The organism is Chryseobacterium sp. POE27, from assembly GCF_039727685.1.
In the GTDB taxonomy this organism is placed as follows: Bacteria; Bacteroidota; Bacteroidia; order Flavobacteriales; family Weeksellaceae; genus Chryseobacterium.
On sequence record NZ_CP152475.1, the window covers coordinates 914996 to 932028 of the forward strand.

General features: G+C 36.7%; 17 protein-coding genes, 3 tRNA genes and 2 pseudogenes. 6 read left to right on the forward strand and 16 right to left on the reverse strand.

Annotation, left to right across the window (positions count from 1 at the left end):
* Nucleotides 1-2 precede the first annotated feature (2 nt).
* A complete protein-coding gene (locus tag AAHI02_RS04235) occupies nt 3-368 on the reverse strand; it encodes a BlaI/MecI/CopY family transcriptional regulator (protein WP_346985586.1) in 366 nt (121 codons plus the stop codon).
* Nucleotides 369-700: 332 nt separating this feature from the next.
* Between AAHI02_RS04235 and AAHI02_RS04240 the strand changes: the two genes are divergently transcribed.
* Both AAHI02_RS04240 and AAHI02_RS04245 read left to right on the forward strand, forming a co-directional pair.
* Nucleotides 701-1243 (forward strand): hypothetical protein, encoded by a 543-nt coding sequence (locus AAHI02_RS04240; protein ID WP_346985587.1) that lies wholly within the window; start codon nt 701-703, stop codon nt 1241-1243.
* 151 nt (nt 1244-1394) lie between these two features.
* A complete protein-coding gene (locus AAHI02_RS04245) occupies nt 1395-1601 on the forward strand; it encodes a DUF2945 domain-containing protein (protein ID WP_346985588.1) in 207 nt (68 codons plus the stop codon).
* 27 nt (nt 1602-1628) lie between these two features.
* Here the strand turns inward: AAHI02_RS04245 and AAHI02_RS04250 are convergent, their stop codons facing one another.
* From AAHI02_RS04250 to AAHI02_RS04265, 4 genes are all read right to left on the reverse strand, one after another.
* The gene (locus AAHI02_RS04250) at nt 1629-2039 is read right to left on the reverse strand and encodes a hypothetical protein (protein WP_346985589.1); all 411 of its coding nucleotides are present in this window, start codon (nt 2037-2039) and stop codon (nt 1629-1631) included.
* Nucleotides 2040-2156: 117 nt separating this feature from the next.
* Nucleotides 2157-2229: transfer RNA gene (locus tag AAHI02_RS04255), tRNA-Met, on the reverse strand.
* Nucleotides 2230-2267: 38 nt separating this feature from the next.
* Nucleotides 2268-2340, reverse strand: a tRNA-Met gene (locus tag AAHI02_RS04260).
* Nucleotides 2341-2378: 38 nt separating this feature from the next.
* Nucleotides 2379-2451 (reverse strand) — tRNA-Met (locus AAHI02_RS04265).
* Nucleotides 2452-2551: 100 nt separating this feature from the next.
* On the opposite strand from AAHI02_RS04265, the gene AAHI02_RS04270 reads away from it, so the two are divergent.
* The 3 genes from AAHI02_RS04270 (at nt 2552) to prmC (ending at nt 4850) form a co-directional block, all read left to right on the forward strand.
* On the forward strand, nt 2552-3163 hold the full coding sequence (locus AAHI02_RS04270) for an L-threonylcarbamoyladenylate synthase (RefSeq protein ID WP_346985590.1): 612 nt from the start codon (nt 2552-2554) through the stop codon (nt 3161-3163).
* Nucleotides 3164-3238: 75 nt separating this feature from the next.
* Complete coding sequence (gene yaaA, locus AAHI02_RS04275) at nt 3239-3997, forward strand: peroxide stress protein YaaA (protein WP_346985591.1); 759 nt, start codon at nt 3239-3241, stop codon at nt 3995-3997.
* Between the two features lie 100 nt (nt 3998-4097).
* Nucleotides 4098-4850: a peptide chain release factor N(5)-glutamine methyltransferase gene (prmC, locus tag AAHI02_RS04280; protein WP_346986587.1), complete on the forward strand. Its 753-nt coding sequence runs from the start codon at nt 4098-4100 to the stop codon at nt 4848-4850.
* 35 nt (nt 4851-4885) lie between these two features.
* On the opposite strand, the gene AAHI02_RS04285 is transcribed toward prmC, so the two are convergent.
* The 4 genes and pseudogenes from AAHI02_RS04285 to AAHI02_RS04300 all read right to left on the reverse strand — a co-directional run bounded on the left by AAHI02_RS04285 (nt 4886) and on the right by AAHI02_RS04300 (nt 10538).
* Nucleotides 4886-5539 carry a rhomboid family intramembrane serine protease gene (locus tag AAHI02_RS04285; protein ID WP_346985592.1) on the reverse strand — a complete coding sequence of 218 codons (654 nt, stop codon included), beginning with the start codon at nt 5537-5539 and terminating at the stop codon, nt 4886-4888.
* An 11-nt stretch (nt 5540-5550) separates the two neighbouring features.
* Nucleotides 5551-8133, reverse strand: a complete 2583-nt coding sequence (locus tag AAHI02_RS04290; RefSeq protein ID WP_346985593.1) for a DNA gyrase/topoisomerase IV subunit A — start codon at nt 8131-8133, stop codon at nt 5551-5553.
* On the reverse strand, nt 8134-8616 hold the full coding sequence (locus tag AAHI02_RS04295; RefSeq protein ID WP_346985594.1) for a hypothetical protein: 483 nt from the start codon (nt 8614-8616) through the stop codon (nt 8134-8136).
* Nucleotides 8617-8646: 30 nt separating this feature from the next.
* Nucleotides 8647-10538: pseudogene (locus AAHI02_RS04300) on the reverse strand (DNA topoisomerase IV subunit B).
* Nucleotides 10539-10830: 292 nt separating this feature from the next.
* Between AAHI02_RS04300 and AAHI02_RS04305 the strand changes: the two are divergent.
* Nucleotides 10831-11979 (forward strand): methionine aminotransferase, encoded by a 1149-nt coding sequence (locus AAHI02_RS04305; protein WP_346985595.1) that lies wholly within the window; start codon nt 10831-10833, stop codon nt 11977-11979.
* A 107-nt stretch (nt 11980-12086) separates the two neighbouring features.
* Here AAHI02_RS04305 and AAHI02_RS04310 read toward each other — a convergent pair whose 3' ends face one another.
* The 7 genes and pseudogenes from AAHI02_RS04310 to AAHI02_RS04340 all read right to left on the reverse strand — a co-directional run bounded on the left by AAHI02_RS04310 (nt 12087) and on the right by AAHI02_RS04340 (nt 16900).
* Nucleotides 12087-12851, reverse strand: coding sequence for an SDR family oxidoreductase (locus tag AAHI02_RS04310; RefSeq protein WP_346985596.1), 765 nt, complete (start codon nt 12849-12851; stop codon nt 12087-12089).
* 85 nt (nt 12852-12936) lie between these two features.
* A pseudogene (locus tag AAHI02_RS04315) lies at nt 12937-13883 on the reverse strand (helix-turn-helix transcriptional regulator).
* A 45-nt stretch (nt 13884-13928) separates the two neighbouring features.
* Nucleotides 13929-14240: a hypothetical protein gene (locus tag AAHI02_RS04320; RefSeq protein ID WP_346985597.1), complete on the reverse strand. Its 312-nt coding sequence runs from the start codon at nt 14238-14240 to the stop codon at nt 13929-13931.
* Nucleotides 14197-14706 carry a hypothetical protein gene (locus AAHI02_RS04325; protein ID WP_346985598.1) on the reverse strand — a complete coding sequence of 170 codons (510 nt, stop codon included), beginning with the start codon at nt 14704-14706 and terminating at the stop codon, nt 14197-14199. Before AAHI02_RS04325 ends, AAHI02_RS04320 begins: the two co-directional genes overlap by 44 nt.
* Before the next feature lie 7 nt (nt 14707-14713).
* Entirely contained in the window at nt 14714-15007 is a 294-nt protein-coding gene (locus AAHI02_RS04330; protein WP_346985599.1) for a hypothetical protein, read from the reverse strand.
* Between the two features lie 87 nt (nt 15008-15094).
* Nucleotides 15095-16186: a redox-regulated ATPase YchF gene (gene ychF / locus AAHI02_RS04335; protein WP_346985600.1), complete on the reverse strand. Its 1092-nt coding sequence runs from the start codon at nt 16184-16186 to the stop codon at nt 15095-15097.
* A gap of 162 nt (nt 16187-16348) precedes the next feature.
* A complete protein-coding gene (locus AAHI02_RS04340) occupies nt 16349-16900 on the reverse strand; it encodes a ferritin (protein WP_346985601.1) in 552 nt (183 codons plus the stop codon).
* Between the last annotated feature and the right edge of the window lie 133 nt (nt 16901-17033).

The following is a 17033-nucleotide window of genomic DNA, read 5'->3' on the forward strand; positions in this document are numbered from 1 at the left end:
TATTAGTTTTTCTTTTTAAATTCGTCCAAAAGGATTTCCAGATCTTCTACCGTCATTTCATTTTTTTCTACCAGAAATGAAACTGCACTTTTATAAGAGCCTTTGAAATAATTTTTCACCAGGCTTTTCATGGTTTTCCCGGAATACTGCTCCTTGGAAACTAACGGAAAATATTCATGCTGTCTTCCATACACGTTGTAATCTACAAATTCCTTTTCCTTCAAGACCTTCAGAATGGTTGAAACCGTATTGGTATGAGGTTTCGGTTCAGGAAAAAGATCAAGAACATCTTTCAGAAATCCTTTTTCCAGTTTCCATAAGTACTGCATTACCTGCTCCTCTGCTTTCGTTAACGTCTGAATTTTCATACACTTTCATTTTATCATTAATCGTGATATTCATTCACAATTCAATATCACTAAGAAATTAGTTATACAAATGTAGAAATAAAATTCATCCAAACAACTATTTTTTTAGTGATAAAGAATGTTTTTATATAACAAGCTGAAATTCAGTAGAATAAATTTTAATAAAATTTGTTAAATTTTTATTATTGTGAAATTATTGTCGTCATAATATTCAGAAAAAAGAATAATTAACCCTGAAATTCTTAAAACTTGTTAAATTTTATTAAATAAAATTAAAATGAATTTGTCTTAACTCAGAAAATATATTTATTTTAGTGCTTTAAAAATTTCTCATGAAAAGATATAACTTGTTAATTGTACTATTATTACTGATTTTTAATGTAACTACCGCTCAGAAAAAAGGCTCTCCTGCAGCAGATTTCAGTGCAATAGGTGAAGCTAAAACCAAGATTGAAAATACCGTTCCATTGGCTATTAAGCATTTAAAAGAGATCAGCGAAAAAGAAAATGATTCTAATATTCTAACTAACGGAACCACTGCTCTATCGAAAGAATACGCAAAAGTAGAACTTGAATGGCGTCTTTACAGAGGAAATATGAATAACTGCATCCTGAACAACTCTTCCAAAAAAGCAAAAAAATGTATGGAATATCACAATTCAATGTTCAGAGGTACACTTATTAACTATAACAATTACATCACAAACCTCACCAGAAAAAATGGATACCTTGGAGTGGAAGGAGATACAAAATTCGATTTCAACCCTTCAGAAATTACAACAAAACTGAATGAATCTTACTTCAACGGAAACGATGCCACAAAAAGAATGAAAGGAATGCAGAAAAAAAGACTTTTTGGGACAGACAATGGCTGATGATAACGCACTTAAGCCCTTCAATCAATTGGCACAATAATCTATTCTTTATTAAAACATATTAATCCCGCTTTTCAGGCGGGATTTTTTTATTACTCGTCATTATTTTGTATGGCATAATAATGATGTCTTATTATTTAAAATAAAAAACATGAACACATTAAAAAAAGGAGACATGGTAAAATGGAGATTCAGCAATGGTGAAACTCACGGGATTATTACCAAAGTGCATACTAAAGATTTTGTATTCATGAACAGGCAGAGAAAAGCTTCAGAAGAAAATCCGCAATATGAGGTCATGAGCGAAAAGACAGGAAAATCTGCAGTACACAAAGCATCTGCCTTAAAGAAAATGTAATTGCCACAGAATTCTGCGGCAATTAATCTACTTTATTTTATCATAAATAAGTTTAGTAACGACTGCTCCAAAAAGATAATAGGCAATCGTCATTATTTTCTTTTGGTTGTTCTCGGCGACCGGCTTATCATCAAGTCCCAGTTTTTCGGGAAGCACAACCGCTCCAAGCCCCATTAAAAGCCCGGATGCAACATTAAAGCCCGTTGTTGCAGTAGCAGCATAATACATTCCGTTTCCAATAACATCGCCCGCCAATGTTGCAGCATACAGCTGATCATGATTGGTGACTTTCGCATCGACCTTATCCAGTGCTTTGTTTAAGGCTTCTTCTCCCACTTTATTAATCTCGGGAACATTGTCAAAATTCTTTCTGATAACTTCATGCAGGAGACTGAGTGCAACAGCGCCGCCCATACCTGCCAGGATTTTTTTGTACATAATATTGTAATTTAAAAGTGTTATTAATTTATCTGCACAAATTAAGCCATAGAAAATACAATTGATACCACATCTGAAAATAAAAAAGAGTATTGCCTTAGACAATACTCTCTGTAGTAGCGGGAACCGGACTCGAACCGATGACCTTCGGGTTATGAGCCCGACGAGCTACCTACTGCTCCATCCCGCGGTATATTTTTAGAACGCTTACCGAAAGCGTTATCTTAGTAGCGGGAACCGGACTCGAACCGATGACCTTCGGGTTATGAGCCCGACGAGCTACCTACTGCTCCATCCCGCGGTATATTTTTAAAACGTTACCGACAAACGTTTTCTTAGTAGCGGGAACCGGACTCGAACCGATGACCTTCGGGTTATGAGCCCGACGAGCTACCTACTGCTCCATCCCGCGATATTGGATTGCAAATATACGACAATATTTTTAAATTCCTAATTTTTCTTTTAAATAAAGGGATTTTACGAAAACTATTTTAATATTTGTATCTTTGGATATGGCAAAAATATTAAAAATATATCCGGAAAACCCTCAGGAAAATCTTATTAATGAGGTCATTAAAACTTTAAATAATGGTGGATTAATTATTTATCCATCTGATACGGTGTATGCTTTGGGCTGCAATATTTTTGACATCAAAGCAATGGAAAAGCTCGCACAGTTTAAAAAGATAAAACTTGAAAAAGCCCAATTCTCAATTATTTGTAATGATCTAAGCCATCTCTCGGATTTCACCAGACCTATTGACACTTCTGTTTTCAGGTTTCTTAAAAGCCATCTTCCGGGGCCGTTCACTTTTATTCTGGATGCTAATAAAAGCTTACCGCTTGCTTATAAAGGGCACAAAACCATAGGTATCCGTGTTCCGGATCATCCGATCCCGCAACTTATTGTTGAAAAGCTGGGACATCCTATCGCTTCGACCTCCATAAAAGATGATGACGAAATCATTGAATACTCCACAGATCCTGAACTGATCGCAGAAAAATACGACCATCTTGTAGATATCGTTATTGATTCAGGTTACGGAGACAATGTCGCCTCCACTATTGTCGATCTTACTTCGGGAGAACCAGAAGTGATCCGCCAGGGAAAAGGAATAATTTAAGAATATTTACCTAATTATAAGTTTAAACATTCGATAAACTATTTACTGATATTTACTTATCTGTATTTTAACATTATGAAAATACTTACCTCGCCTGCTAAATTAATGAATACGGAAAATTCTACGGATCTTCTGAAAACGACAGTTCCGAAGTTCATTGAGGAAGCAGCTTTTATACAATCTTATTTAAAAGAAAAATCTCCGAAATATCTTTCTGGGCTGATGGAAATTTCCACCAAATTAGCAGATGAAAACTGGGAAAGAAATCAGAAATGGAAAGCAAAACCTTCCGCAAAAGAATCTGCTCCGGCATTGTTCGCATTTACCGGTGAAGTCTACAGAGGTATTGACGCAAAGACACTTGACAAAAATGCCGTGGAGTATCTGCAGAAAAACCACAGAATCCTTTCCGGATTGTATGGTCTATTGAAACCTTCGGATAAAGTGATGCTTTACCGTCTGGAAATGGGTCGGCCGTTCGAGTTTGAGCATTATAAAAATCTTTATGAATTCTGGAAAGAAAAGATTACGGACCAGCTGAATTCCGAGCTGAAAAAGAATGAAATTCTTCTTAATCTCGCAAGCAACGAATATTTTAAAGTAGTCGACCGAAAAAAAATCAATCATAAGATCATTGACTTTGATTTTTATGAATTAAAAGATGGAAAAGCAAAAACTATTGTTGTCTATACCAAGCACGCGAGGGGCCTTGTAGTAAGGTTTTGTGCAGAAACGAACGCTAAGACTCTGAATGATGTAAAAGCATTCAATTATGAAGGTTACAGAATTGATGAGGAAAAATCTACGGATACAAAACTGGTTTTTACAAGATAAATGACAATTTCAGAATTTAAAAAATATTTTAAAACAGAGCTTTGCGAATTATACACTGATTCGGAAAGTACTTTTTTTAGCTTCAGTTTTCGTTGAAAAAATTACAGGATTTAATTCGTTTCATCAGCGACAGTTCTCAAATCAGGAATTGCTAATGAATGACGAACAAAAACTCGTAGAGGTCATTGTACAACTCAAAACCAATAGGCCTTATCAACATATTCTTGGCGAAACATATTTTTATGGAATGTCTTTTTTCGTCGATGAAAATGTATTAATACCTCGCCCGGAAACGGAGGAATTACTGGAATTAGCGATAAATAAAATTCAAAATTCAGCACTCACGATTGACAAGCTTACAATCCTTGATATCGGAACGGGAAGCGGAATTATACCTTTAGTATTAAAAAAACATTTTCCGGATACTGAAATTTCCTCGATTGATTATTCTGAAAAAGCACTGGAAGTCGCGAAAAAGAATGCTGATTTCCACAAACTTACGATCAATTTCATTCATGCTGATTATCTTAATTTTGATTTAAAAGAAAAGTTTGATATTATTATCTCAAACCCGCCTTATATTGGAATTGATGAACAAGATGAAATTGAAAATTCCGTAAAAGGCTTTGAACCGACAATGGCGCTCTTCTCTCCTACTTCAGATGCTTTAATCTTTTACCGGAAAATAGCGGAAGATGCTAAAAAGCATTTATCAGACAATGGATTATTGTTTCTGGAGATTAATCAGAAATTAGGTCCTGAAACTTTAGAATTATATATTAAAGATTTCTCTGAAACCTATTTATTAAAGGATTTATCAGGAAATGATCGTTTCGTTTTTGGGATAAAATAAAACCAGTGAGCTACCACTGGTTTTCAAAAATATTTTTATCCTATCCTTTTCCTTACAAAAATTTCATACGCCAGATAAATCAGCGGAAGCGCCATAATTCCAAGATATAAAGAATTAGCTATTGCAGCCTGGGGCTGAGTGGCAACGGCGTACACCAACCCGAAAAATGCTCCTCCTAAATGCGCTGCATGTCCTATGTTATCATTGTGGTTGGGATTCAGCATCATATAAACGGAATAGCTGAAATATACCAGTCCGAATATGAATCCCGGGATTCCTATCGGAATAAAGAACATATAAATTTCCAAATGCGGGATCATCGCAATAGAAGCAAATAAAATCCCTGAAACACCGCCGCTCGCTCCAATTGCAGAATACCACGGCTGTCTCTGATATACGAAAAGTGAAAATATATTTCCTAATAAGATCGATCCGAAATATATCAGGATAAAGCCCAAATTGCCAAACCCCTGAATAACTACAGGGCCAAAAAAATAGAGCGTCAGCATATTGAACACCAAATGGAAAATATCCGCATGCAGAAATCCTGCAGAAAGCAGACGAATATATTCGTTTCTGTTGCGAATCGCTCCGACATTGAATTTATATTTTTCAAAATTACTGCTGCCATTCGGTGCTACAAAACTTATGACTGCAGTAATGGCTATTACCAATATTAAAATGTTCATATTTTCAATCTTTAATTGTCGGAATCGTTATCACTCTGAAACAAATCACCAATCATGCCATCTTCATCCATTCCGACAGATGTTTCCGGTTCTTCATACACTTCAGGTTCTTCTTCAGGCTCCGGAACTGTAATATTAATCGTTTTTACCTTAAATTTTGTAAACTGATTTCCAATGGCTTTAATGCCTTTTACCGTAATAAATTCATCGATATTCACCGTTTCCGGTTCACGTTCTTTCCCTTTATCTTTAGCAAAAATAATTTCGGCAGTAGATCCGTTGGCTACAATGACATTCTCAATAAATGATTTCGGATGTTCCGAAGGCATAAATGTCTGCAGATTCGGAGTATTTTCAAACAAGAATCTTTTAATGAAATAAATATCCTTTTCGCCATCGTAATAAATGCAGGTTACCGGCTGATTCGGCCGCCATTTTTCCAGCACAAGATACTCGTCGTCAAATCTGTTTCCAAGATCAAATGAAACCAGCTTTGCCTCACCGTTGGTATTGATCGTCAGAATCTTATCATCTCCTTTAAAACTTCCCAGCAACGTTCCGCGTGCATCTGCGTTCAGTCTTCGTACCGTATCATCAAACCAGATTTTTCTCGGCGCCAGCGTGGAAACACCTTCTTCCTTCAAATCTACTTTTTTCACAGAATATTTTGTCACCAGATTTCCTTTGGAATCCCGGCCTTTGATGGCCAATTCAGAGAAATCAACATCCATCTTATTCTTTCGGATCCTTGGATTGGGTTTTAACAGAACGCTTACCGTTTCCGCTTCACCGTTAGGATTTGCAGAAAAATAAAGCACTTCCGAACCTTTTTTATCAGAAGCTAAAGGATAATCCGTATTTCTTGTAACACCAGTCACCGAGAATCGTTTCATGTAATATGGTCCGTCTCTGCCCTCCCGGTAAATCATATTGTAAACCGTTCTTTTATCATTTTTCTTCCATATCGCAACATGTAGAATATCTTTTCCAATAAAAGTTTTAGCTTCTACCTTTACGACCTTCATGCTTCCGTCTTTTCTGAAAGTAATAATATCATCAATATCCGAACAGTCAAACAGATACTGATCTTTTTTGAGAGAAGTTCCGATAAAGCCTTCCTCGAAGTTGGCATAGAATTTCTCATTCGCCACAGCAACTTTTGTAGCATCAATCGTATCGAAAATTCTTAGTTCCGTCTTTCTCTGTCGGTCTTTTCCGTATTTTTTCTGAATATTCAGATAATAATCAATCGCGTACTGAACAAGATTCGCAAGATGATGCTTTACCTGTTCGATTTTGCCTTCTAATGCTGCGATGTTTTCTTTAAATTTATCTAGATCAAATCTTGAAATCCTCTTGATTCTGATCTCCGTCAATTTTAAAATATCCTCTTCCGTAACGGCTCTTAAAAGATGTCCGGTATGAGGTTTTAAGCCTTTATCAATCGTTTTCAGAACATCTTCCCAGGTTTTTACCTCTTCAATATCGTGGTAAATTCTGTTTTCAATAAAAATTCTTTCCAAAGAAGAAAAATGCCAGCTTTCCTGCAGCTCGTGAAGTTCAATTTCAAGTTCTTTCTTAAGCAGTGACACCGTATGATCGGTATTCATCCTTAGAATATCGGAAACGTTCATGAACATTGGCTTGTCGCCAACGATTACGCATGCATTCGGAGAAATAGTTACCTGGCAATCGGTAAATGCATACAGAGCATCAATCGTTTTGTCCGGAGAAACATCATTATGCAGATGAATAAGAATTTCAACCTTATCCGATGTATTGTCTTCGATTTTTTTAATCTTGATCTTTCCTTTTTCGTTAGCTTTCAGGATCGAATCAATAAGATCACTTGTCGTCTTCGAATAAGGCAGCTCTGTGATAATCAGCGTATGCTTATCCAGTGGAGAAATTTTTGCTCTGGCTCTTACTTTCCCCCCTCTATGTCCGTCATTATATTCGGATACGTCGAGAAATCCCGCCGTCAGAAAATCAGGAAATAGTTCAAACCTTTTCCCTTTAAGATAAGCAACAGAAGCATTAATAAGTTCATTAAAATTATGTGGCAGAATCTTTGTAGAAAGCCCGACTCCGATTCCTTCCACTCCCTGAGCAAGCAGTAAAGGAAATTTAACAGGAAGATCGATCGGTTCGTTGTTTCTTCCGTCATACGATTTTGCCCATTCTGTTGTTTTCGGATTAAAAACTACTTCCAGAGCAAACGGAGTCAGCCGTGCCTCGATATATCTGGCGGCCGCTGCAGAGTCGCCGGTATAGATATTCCCCCAGTTTCCCTGAGTGTCTATCAGCAGCTCTCTCTGCCCGATTCCCACCATGGCGTCGGTAATGGAAGCATCACCGTGCGGGTGATATTTCATCGTATTCCCTACAATGTTGGCTACTTTATTGTAACGTCCGTCCTCCAGCTCTCGCATAGAGTGCATGATTCTTCGCTGAACGGGTTTGAAGCCATCGTAAACCGACGGAATCGCCCGGTCTAAAATTACATAAGAAGCATAATCCAGGAACCAGTCTTTGTAAAGCCCGGAAACTTTCTTTAAGCTCTCACCTTCATGCGGGTGTTCTTCTGTTATCATTTATATATTAACGCTTTTCTCTTTATTAGTTTTAATCACTTTATGTAAGGAAAATCTCAAATCTTTGAGTTCTTTTCTTGTAAGGTAGGAAATTTCATATTTCAGCATCGTGGTACCATTATTTTTGCTGGAGATCTTTATATACAGTCTTTTCATAAAAACCATATTAATGATCTCAAATTTCAGCAGTTTGTATTTTGGAAATTCATCACTCAGCGGTTTCTGCAAAAACGGAATAATATTCCTGTTTCTGAAATGAAGGGCTTCCCCATCGCTGTCGTATTCAAAAATCTGCCTTCCGTTAAAATAAAACAGCAGTATCAAAAAAACAGGTACTGCAATCAACAGAAAGCTTTCTTTTCCTAAAACATTGAATCTGTATTTCTCTAAAAAATAGGCTCCAAAACCTGCTATCAGAAAAAAGATAAGCAAGGTATTGATAAACCCGTAAACCGAAGTTTTATTACGGTTGCTAAGTCTCATAATTTTTTTTATTGTGTTTTTTTAATTTAATTAATTTTCATCTTCAACCTCACTCAAAACTTCTTTTTTATTGATATCAGGATCTTCTACTACAAGATTTTCAAGAATAAATACCTGGCGGTCCGGAGTGTTTTTGCCCATATAAAACTCCAGCAACTGATCAATGGTCTGATCTTTCCCCACCACCACGGGCTCCAGGCGGATATCCTTACCAATGAAATGTTTAAATTCATCAGGCGAGATCTCTCCCAACCCTTTAAATCGGGTAATCTCAGGATTTTTTCCCAGTTCATTCAGAGCTTTTATTCTTTCAGCTTCCGAATAGCAGTATCTGGTTTCTTTTTTTATTTCTTACCCTGAACAAAGGAGTCTGAAGAATATAAAGATGCCCGTTCTTGATCAGATCCGGGAAAAACTGTAAGAAGAACGTAATCATCAACAGGCGGATGTGCATTCCGTCGACATCGGCATCTGTCGCGATAATCACCTGATTATATCTGAGATCTTCAAGACTTTCTTCGATATTCAGGGCAGCCTGAAGGAGGTTAAACTCTTCATTTTCATACACTACTTTCTTTGTTAATCCGTAGCAGTTCAAAGGCTTACCTTTTAATGAAAATACAGCCTGCGTTTCCACATCCCTCGACTTCGTGATAGATCCGGATGCAGAATCTCCCTCTGTAATAAAGATCTGCGTTTCTCCTTTTCTTTCGTTTTTCTGATCGTTGTAATGCTGCCTGCAGTCACGCAGCTTTTTGTTGTGAAGAGAAACTTTTTTTAGCTCTTTCTCTTGCCAGCTTCTGGATTCCGGAAAGCTCTTTTCTTTCTCTTTCCGAAATTAAAATCTTTCTCTGAATGGCTTCAGCAACTTCAGGATTTTTGTGAAGGAAATTATCTAATTTACTTTTTAAGAAATCAATGATAAAAGTTCTTACCGTCGGTCCGTTTGGTCCCATATCATTTGAACCTAATTTGGTCTTCGTCTGAGATTCGAAAACAGGTTCTTCTACATTAATGGAAATTGCTGCAACAATCGATTTTCTAACGTCTGATGCATCAAAACTTTTATTAAAAAATTCACGAATTGTTTTTACATACGCTTCACGAAAGGCATTTAAGTGGGTTCCACCCTGTGTGGTATTTTGTCCGTTAACGAAAGAAAAATACGTTTCAGTCTGAGATTTATCCGTATGCGTTATCGCGACTTCGATGTCGTTATCCTTTAAATGAACAATGGGATATAAGGTTTCATTTTCAAGCTCTTCATCAAGTAAATCCTTTAATCCGTTTTCGGAAAAGAAAGTTTCACCGTTAAAAAAGATTTTCAGCCCGGGATTCAGATATGCATAATTGCGGAGCATTCTTTCGATATACTCTTTTCTGAATTTAAAATTGAGAAATATATCGCCATCCGGAATAAAAGAAATTTCGGTTCCGTTTCTGTCTGAAGTTTCCTTTTCATCATAGTTTTCTGTAATGATACCTCTGGAAAATTCTGCCACTTTCATCCTTCCGTCACGAAACGAACGTACACGGAAATACTCTGAAAGCGCATTAACAGCCTTCGTACCAACCCCGTTCAGACCTACGGATTTTTTAAACGCCTTACTGTCGTACTTCCCACCGGTATTCATTTTCGAAACAGCATCCACCACTTTTCCAAGCGGGATACCACGGCCAAAATCACGGATCGTAACTTTGCCGTCATCTAGTTTTATTTCAATTCTTTTACCGGATTTCATTCTGAACTCATCAATGGAGTTGTCCAGAATTTCTTTCAGTAAAATATAGATTCCGTCATCAGCAGAAGATCCGTCTCCCAGCTTCCCGATGTACATTCCGGGCCGCAAACGGATGTGTTCCTGCCAATCAAGGGTTCTGATATTATCTTCGGAATAGATTGGATTTATTTCTTGTGACATATGTTATTTCAGCAAACATACAAAAATACGAATTTGAAAAAAAATAACCGGAATTTTTACATTATTTTTCGCTAAAATTTAATTTAAATTCATGAATTCTTATCAAAAAAAATCGGGTATTGAATATGGCAAGTATTTAATCACTTTAATCCGGAAAATCTGCCTTCATCGACTTTAATATTAATCTCATATAGTTTTTAGCTTTGATAATAGATTTATGCTGATCTTTTGTCTCGCTCTTGAATTTAATTTAAAAAATTTAATTTAAATTCGATATTCCAAAAATACCTTTATGATACAACTTCCTTTGTCGAAGCTTTCCAATGTGGGAACAACCATTTTCAGTCAGATGACGCAGCTGGCCAATGAAAATGAAGCGATCAACCTTTCGCAGGGATTCCCTGATTTCATGCCGGATTCTGAATTGCTGGATCATGTCAATCATTTCATTAAAAAAGGATTTAACCAATACGCTCCGATGGCCGGAATGATCCCCTTAAAGGAACAAATCGCCACAAAAATAGAAAATTCACATCGCGCAATATATCATCCGGATTCAGAAATCACAGTGACAGCAGGCGGTACACAAGCTATTTTTACAGCAATTGCGAGTTTTATAAGGAAAGACGATGAAGTGATTATTTTTGAACCTGCTTACGATTGCTACGAGCCGACCGTAGAGCTCTTTGGCGGAATTGTAAAGCGTTTTGAAATGAAAGCTCCCAACTATGAAATCGACTGGAATACGGTAAAGAATTTGGTTTCAGACAAAACCAGAATGATCATTCTTAACAATCCGAACAATCCTGCCGGAAAGATTTTAAAGGAAAATGACATTCAGGAGCTGATTAAGATTGTCAAAGGAACTTCCATCCTGATTTTGAGCGACGAAGTATATGAAAATATTGTTTTTGACGGAAAAGAGCATTTAAGTGTCTGCAAATACCCCGAATTAAAAGAAAGAAGCATCATGGTAGCATCCTTCGGGAAATTATTTCATGTGACCGGCTGGAAGGTGGGCTATTGCGCTGCTCCTGAACACTTAACAAATGAATTCAGAAAAATTCATCAGTTCAATGTTTTTTCCGTTAATACCCCAATGCAGCTTGCGCTGGCAGAATACATGAAAAACCCTGATCACTACAATGATCTAGCCTCGTTTTTCCAGGAAAAGAGAGATTTTTTAAGACAGGGGCTGTTAAATACTTCTTTTGAATTGCTGGATTGTGAAGGAACGTATTTCCAGGCTTTAAAATATGATAAGATATCGGACAAAAACGATTTTGATTTTGCGCGTGAACTTACCATTTCTCATAAAGTCGCAAGTGTTCCTTTTTCTTCTTTCTATAAAAATAAGCTCAATGAAAATGTAATCCGACTGTGTTTTGCAAAGAAAAAGGAAACTTTGGAAAAAGCTTTAGAAAATTTGTCTAAAATATAAGTAAGAGGTGGCTGAGGCTCTCGAAGCCACCTCTTACAATATCAGTGATTTTTATCATTTCAAACCGGTGATTGAGGCTCTCGAAATCACTGGTTTGAAGTCATTTATTATAAAAACATTCCGCCTGATGCTTCAATTCTCTGTCCGTTGATCCAGCCGGCATCTTCTGTACAAAGGAATGCTACTACCCCTCCAATATCATCCGGAAGACCGGCTCTTCCTAATGCCGTATTATTGGCAACCATCGCATTGATATGCTCATCATCTCTGGTTCTTCCTCCGCCAAAATCCGTTTCGATTGCTCCGGGAGCCACAACATTAACCCTGATTTTTCTTGAACCCAATTCTTTCGCCATATACTTGGTCAACATCTCAACTCCTGCTTTGATCGATCCGTACACTGAAGATCCCGGTAATGCAAATCTTGCCAATCCTGAAGAAATATTGATGATTCCGCCATTGTCATTGATGAAGGGTAAAAACTTCTGAGTCAGGAAAAACACGCCTTTAAAATGAATATCCACCACATCATCCAGCTGCTCTTCCGTTACGTCAGGAATTGGTGCATATAAAGCGGTTCCTGCATTATTGATGAGATAATCAATATTTCTACTTCCTGTATTCTCTTCAAGATGATCTCCCACCGTTTTTACAAAAGCATCAAAACTTTTCGTGTCTTTTGTATTAAGCTGATAGGCAATTGCTTTTCTGCCCAGCGACTGAATTTCGCTTACCACTTTATCAGCTTCTTCCTTATTGCTGTTGTAGGTGATGATCACGTCAAGGCCTTTCTGTGCAATTTTCACTGCTGAATTTCTTCCCAAACCACGGCTTCCGCCTGTAATTAATGCAATTTTTGTTCTTGCTTCCATTATTTTATTTTTTGATGAGACAAAGTTCAGCTATTTCAGAACGTGAGTGTTTGCTTTAATCAAACTGAAATTTGCAAAATTCAAATCATGAGCGAAATTCCAGTGGAGCCAAGGATGTCTTTTTTTAAAGAAATTAGAAAAATGAGCGATCTCTTCAAATCCTAAGGCATAAGATATTTCAGAAACATTCCATTTGGTCTGCTTCAAAAGTATTTTCGCCTCCTGAACAATTCTTTCAGCGATAATTTCAGTGGTGGTTTTCCCCGTACTTTCCTTTAGCTTCTTGTTTAAATAATTCACATGAACTGCCAGCCGGTCGGCATAATCTTTTGCTGTTTTCAGCTGTAATCGCTGATCTGAAGATTCAATAGGAAATTGCCTTTCCAGCAATTCGATAAATAAGGAAACCACACGTAAAGAAGCATCATTTGAGGTTGATAGTTTGGATGCCGGCTGCAACTTTTGCCCATAGTGGATGAGTTCCAGAACATAATTCCTGATGAGATCGTATTTAAAAATATAGTCTGAATCTATTTCTTTTTTGATCTTTCGGAAAAGCAGCTCTATTTCATCTGCCAGCTCATCATCAATCTCAAACAGAGGAATATTTCCTGGCTGAAAGATCGGAAGGTCTTCAAGAGTATTATATGATTTATCCTTAATTAAAAAATCTTCGGTAAACACACAAAAGCTTCCCGACTGATTAGAATCTTCCGGAATCCAATGATAAGGGACTTTAGGAGTAGCAAACAACAGTGCATTGTTTTTTATCTGAATAATCTTATCCGCATATTCGGCTCTGTTTCTTCCTCTGATCAGGCTTATTTTGTAATATTTCCGCCTATTGTAAGGCATTTCAGAAGTTAGTTTTGCTTTTTCTATAGTCTGTGCAATATCAAAAACATTGAAATGCCCGATTTCTTTGTGCAGCCCTTTTGGAAATATACTTTCAATATCCGTTCCCAATTTGGAGGTCATTTCCCGGTAAAAATCATCCAGTGATGCATAGGAAGTGTGTGCTGTTTTTTCCATGCTTACAATTTGTATAATTCAAATGTACGAAATATTGTATTTTCGTTAAATGTCAAATCCACCGATCATTTCAAGTTCCCATTTTCCGTTTTTGTATTCGGCTGCATAATCGGTAGAAGAGCTGCTATCCCATTTGTTAATATAAAATCGCTCCGGAAATTCTTTATTTTTCATCATTTTGGAAATGCCGAAATGATATATATCCGTAAATCTTACATAATCACTCTGTTTGTCTTCGTCCTCGGGTATGAATAAAACCTTATACTCTCCGGGATTAATCTGATGAAAATAATCGCAATCTGTTTTAAAGAATTCAAAATAATACGGATCTTTTTTTGAAATCAGGAGCTCCTGCATAAGTCGGAAGCAGCATTTCATACAATTCAGTGAACTTATTTTTTTCAGACTTATACATGGGATTTACATCAACAAAATCATTAATTCCGTCCCCGTCAGAATCTTTATCATCAGGATTCAAACCAAAGCATTTCTCAAAAATATCATTGTATCCATCCTGATCCATATCCTTCATTAATTCTTTGAGATTAACTTTGAACATTTTACCATCAGCAATCGCAGAATAATCATCATAGCCGGGAAGTCCGGGAACTTTAATAATCTGCACCAGACTTCCTTCTATCTGTAAAAATCCATATTTAATAAGAGGCTGATTCTGAATTTCATTGAAATAATAATGACTGAAACTTAAGCCTAAAAAATAAGCGGAAGGTTTATGATCAGCTATTTTCAACAACCAATATCCTAAATCATTTTTACCCAAAGCATATTTTGCATTATCGTAATCCTGCTGTTTGTAGATCATAAAACCGTTATGAAAAGCTTTTTTTGAAATCTTTCAGTTCAGTTCCTTTTTGTTTCATAATCTCATCATAATTCTTCCATTTGTATTCATGGGCGTATAAGCTGTCTTCTTTAAAACTCCTGAATTTTTTTAAATCTATAATCTCTAAATAAGAAGGTTTTTCGTTTAGGATCTCTTTTACAGTAAAAGGCTTTTGTTCAACATATTTATCTTTTTCTTTTTCGGATTCAAAACAATTTTCCTCAATCGTTGAAGAACAGGAAATAAGCGATATAAATGCAAGGAAATATAAAATTTTCATGATTAAAAAGTTTCCGACATGAATGCAAAAAACGCTCCCAAAATCAATCGGGAGCGTTTTTCTATTATAACTAACTTTAATATTTTTCTATACGTTGAACCTGAAGTGCATAATATCACCATCTTTCACTACATATTCTTTACCTTCTACAGAAAGCTTTCCTGCTTCTTTTACTTTTACTTCAGATCCGTAATGAATGTAATCGTCATATTTAATTACCTCAGCACGGATAAATCCTTTTTCAAAGTCAGTGTGAATAACACCTGCAGCCTGCGGCGCTGTCCATCCCTGCCCGATCGTCCATGCTCTTACTTCTTTTACACCAGCCGTAAAATAGGTCTGAAGTTTCAAGAGGTCATACGCTTTTCTGATCAGACGGTTTACTCCGGGTTCAGTAAGCCCAAGCTCTTCAAGGAAAATTTCTCTTTCTTCAAAAGTTTCAAGCTCATTGATATCAGCTTCAATCTGAGCAGCCAAAACAACGACCTCAGCCCCTTCATTTTTAGCCATTTCCTCTATTTTAGCAATCCATTCATTTCCGTTTTTAATGGAGTTTTCATCAACATTACACACATAAAGTACCGGCTTATTGGTCAACAGCTGAACATCACTGATAATAGATTTCGTTGTATCATCTGTGGCAAATTCTCTTGCATTCTTACCGTCTTCCAAAAATTTCTGAAGATTCTGAAGCGTTTCATACGTTAAAACATCTTCTTTTTTTCCTGATTTAATGAATTTCTTCGCTTTTTCCACTGCTTTTCCTACAGTTTCCAGATCTTTTAACTGAAGTTCAATATCAATAATTTCTTTATCTCTTAACGGATCTACAGAACCTTCAACGTGAATGATATTTCCATTTTCAAAACATCTTAAAACATGAATAATAGCTTCACACTCACGAATATTGGCTAAAAACTGGTTTCCCAGGCCTTCACCCTTGCTTGCTCCTTTTACAAGACCTGCAATGTCAACAATCTCTACAACCGCTGGCAAAACTCTCTCCGGTTTTACTATTTTTTCCAGTTCAAACAATCTTTGGTCCGGTACGGAAACTGTTCCCAGATTGGGTTCGATGGTACAGAAAGGATAGTTGGCCGACTGTGCTTTTGCGTTGCTCAGGCAGTTAAAAAGAGTTGATTTACCTACATTCGGTAAGCCTACGATTCCACATTTCATAACGTTAGATTCAAAGTTTAATGTTTATTGTTCAAAGTTTGGGATATTCAAAACCCTGAACTTTCAGCGGGCAAAGATAGTGATTTTAAAGAGAGTTTCATAATAAAAAAATCTGCCAGCAAGTGTGGCAGATTTCAATAATTTAATTCAAAAATTTGGCTTTTAAGGATTGTCTCCCGTGGCTTCCTGCGCCAACGGAACATCGTTAGGTGCTTTTTCCAATGTTTTATCTAAAGTAAATAACGACTCGTCAGTTGCTCTGTCACCTCCGGCAATTTTCAGTTTGTCCATCAGATTCATGGCCAATGTTTCTTCCTCAATCTGTTCCTGAACGAACCACTGCATGAAATTCCAGGTTGCCCAGTCTTTTTCCTGTAATGCCATATCTACTAATCTGTAAATCGCGGTTGTATTATCCACTTCGTGTTTAAATACTCCTTCAAAACACGCGGTCAAAGATTCAGGATCGGCCGGCGGGGCCGGTATGGCTTCCACCTTTGGTTTCCCTCCTCTGTTCAGGACATATTCCATAAATTTAATAGAATGGTTTCTTTCTTCCTGAGCGTGTCGGTACAAAAAGTTGGCAATTCCCTGATATCCTTTATCATCCGCCCAAATTCCGTAAGACAAGAAAACATGTGCAGCGTGGATCTCTTTGTTCATCTGATCACTAAGCGCTTTTTCCATAGCTTCGGAAAGTCTTTTAGTATTCATAATTCATATTTTTTAGTGATTATGGTTGAATAAGATGCAAAAATGATTCCGAGAAGATTTGATCAGCAATTATTGCATTCATGGTATTTATAACACTCTGAAATACTTTATTTTATAAATATAATTTATAGTT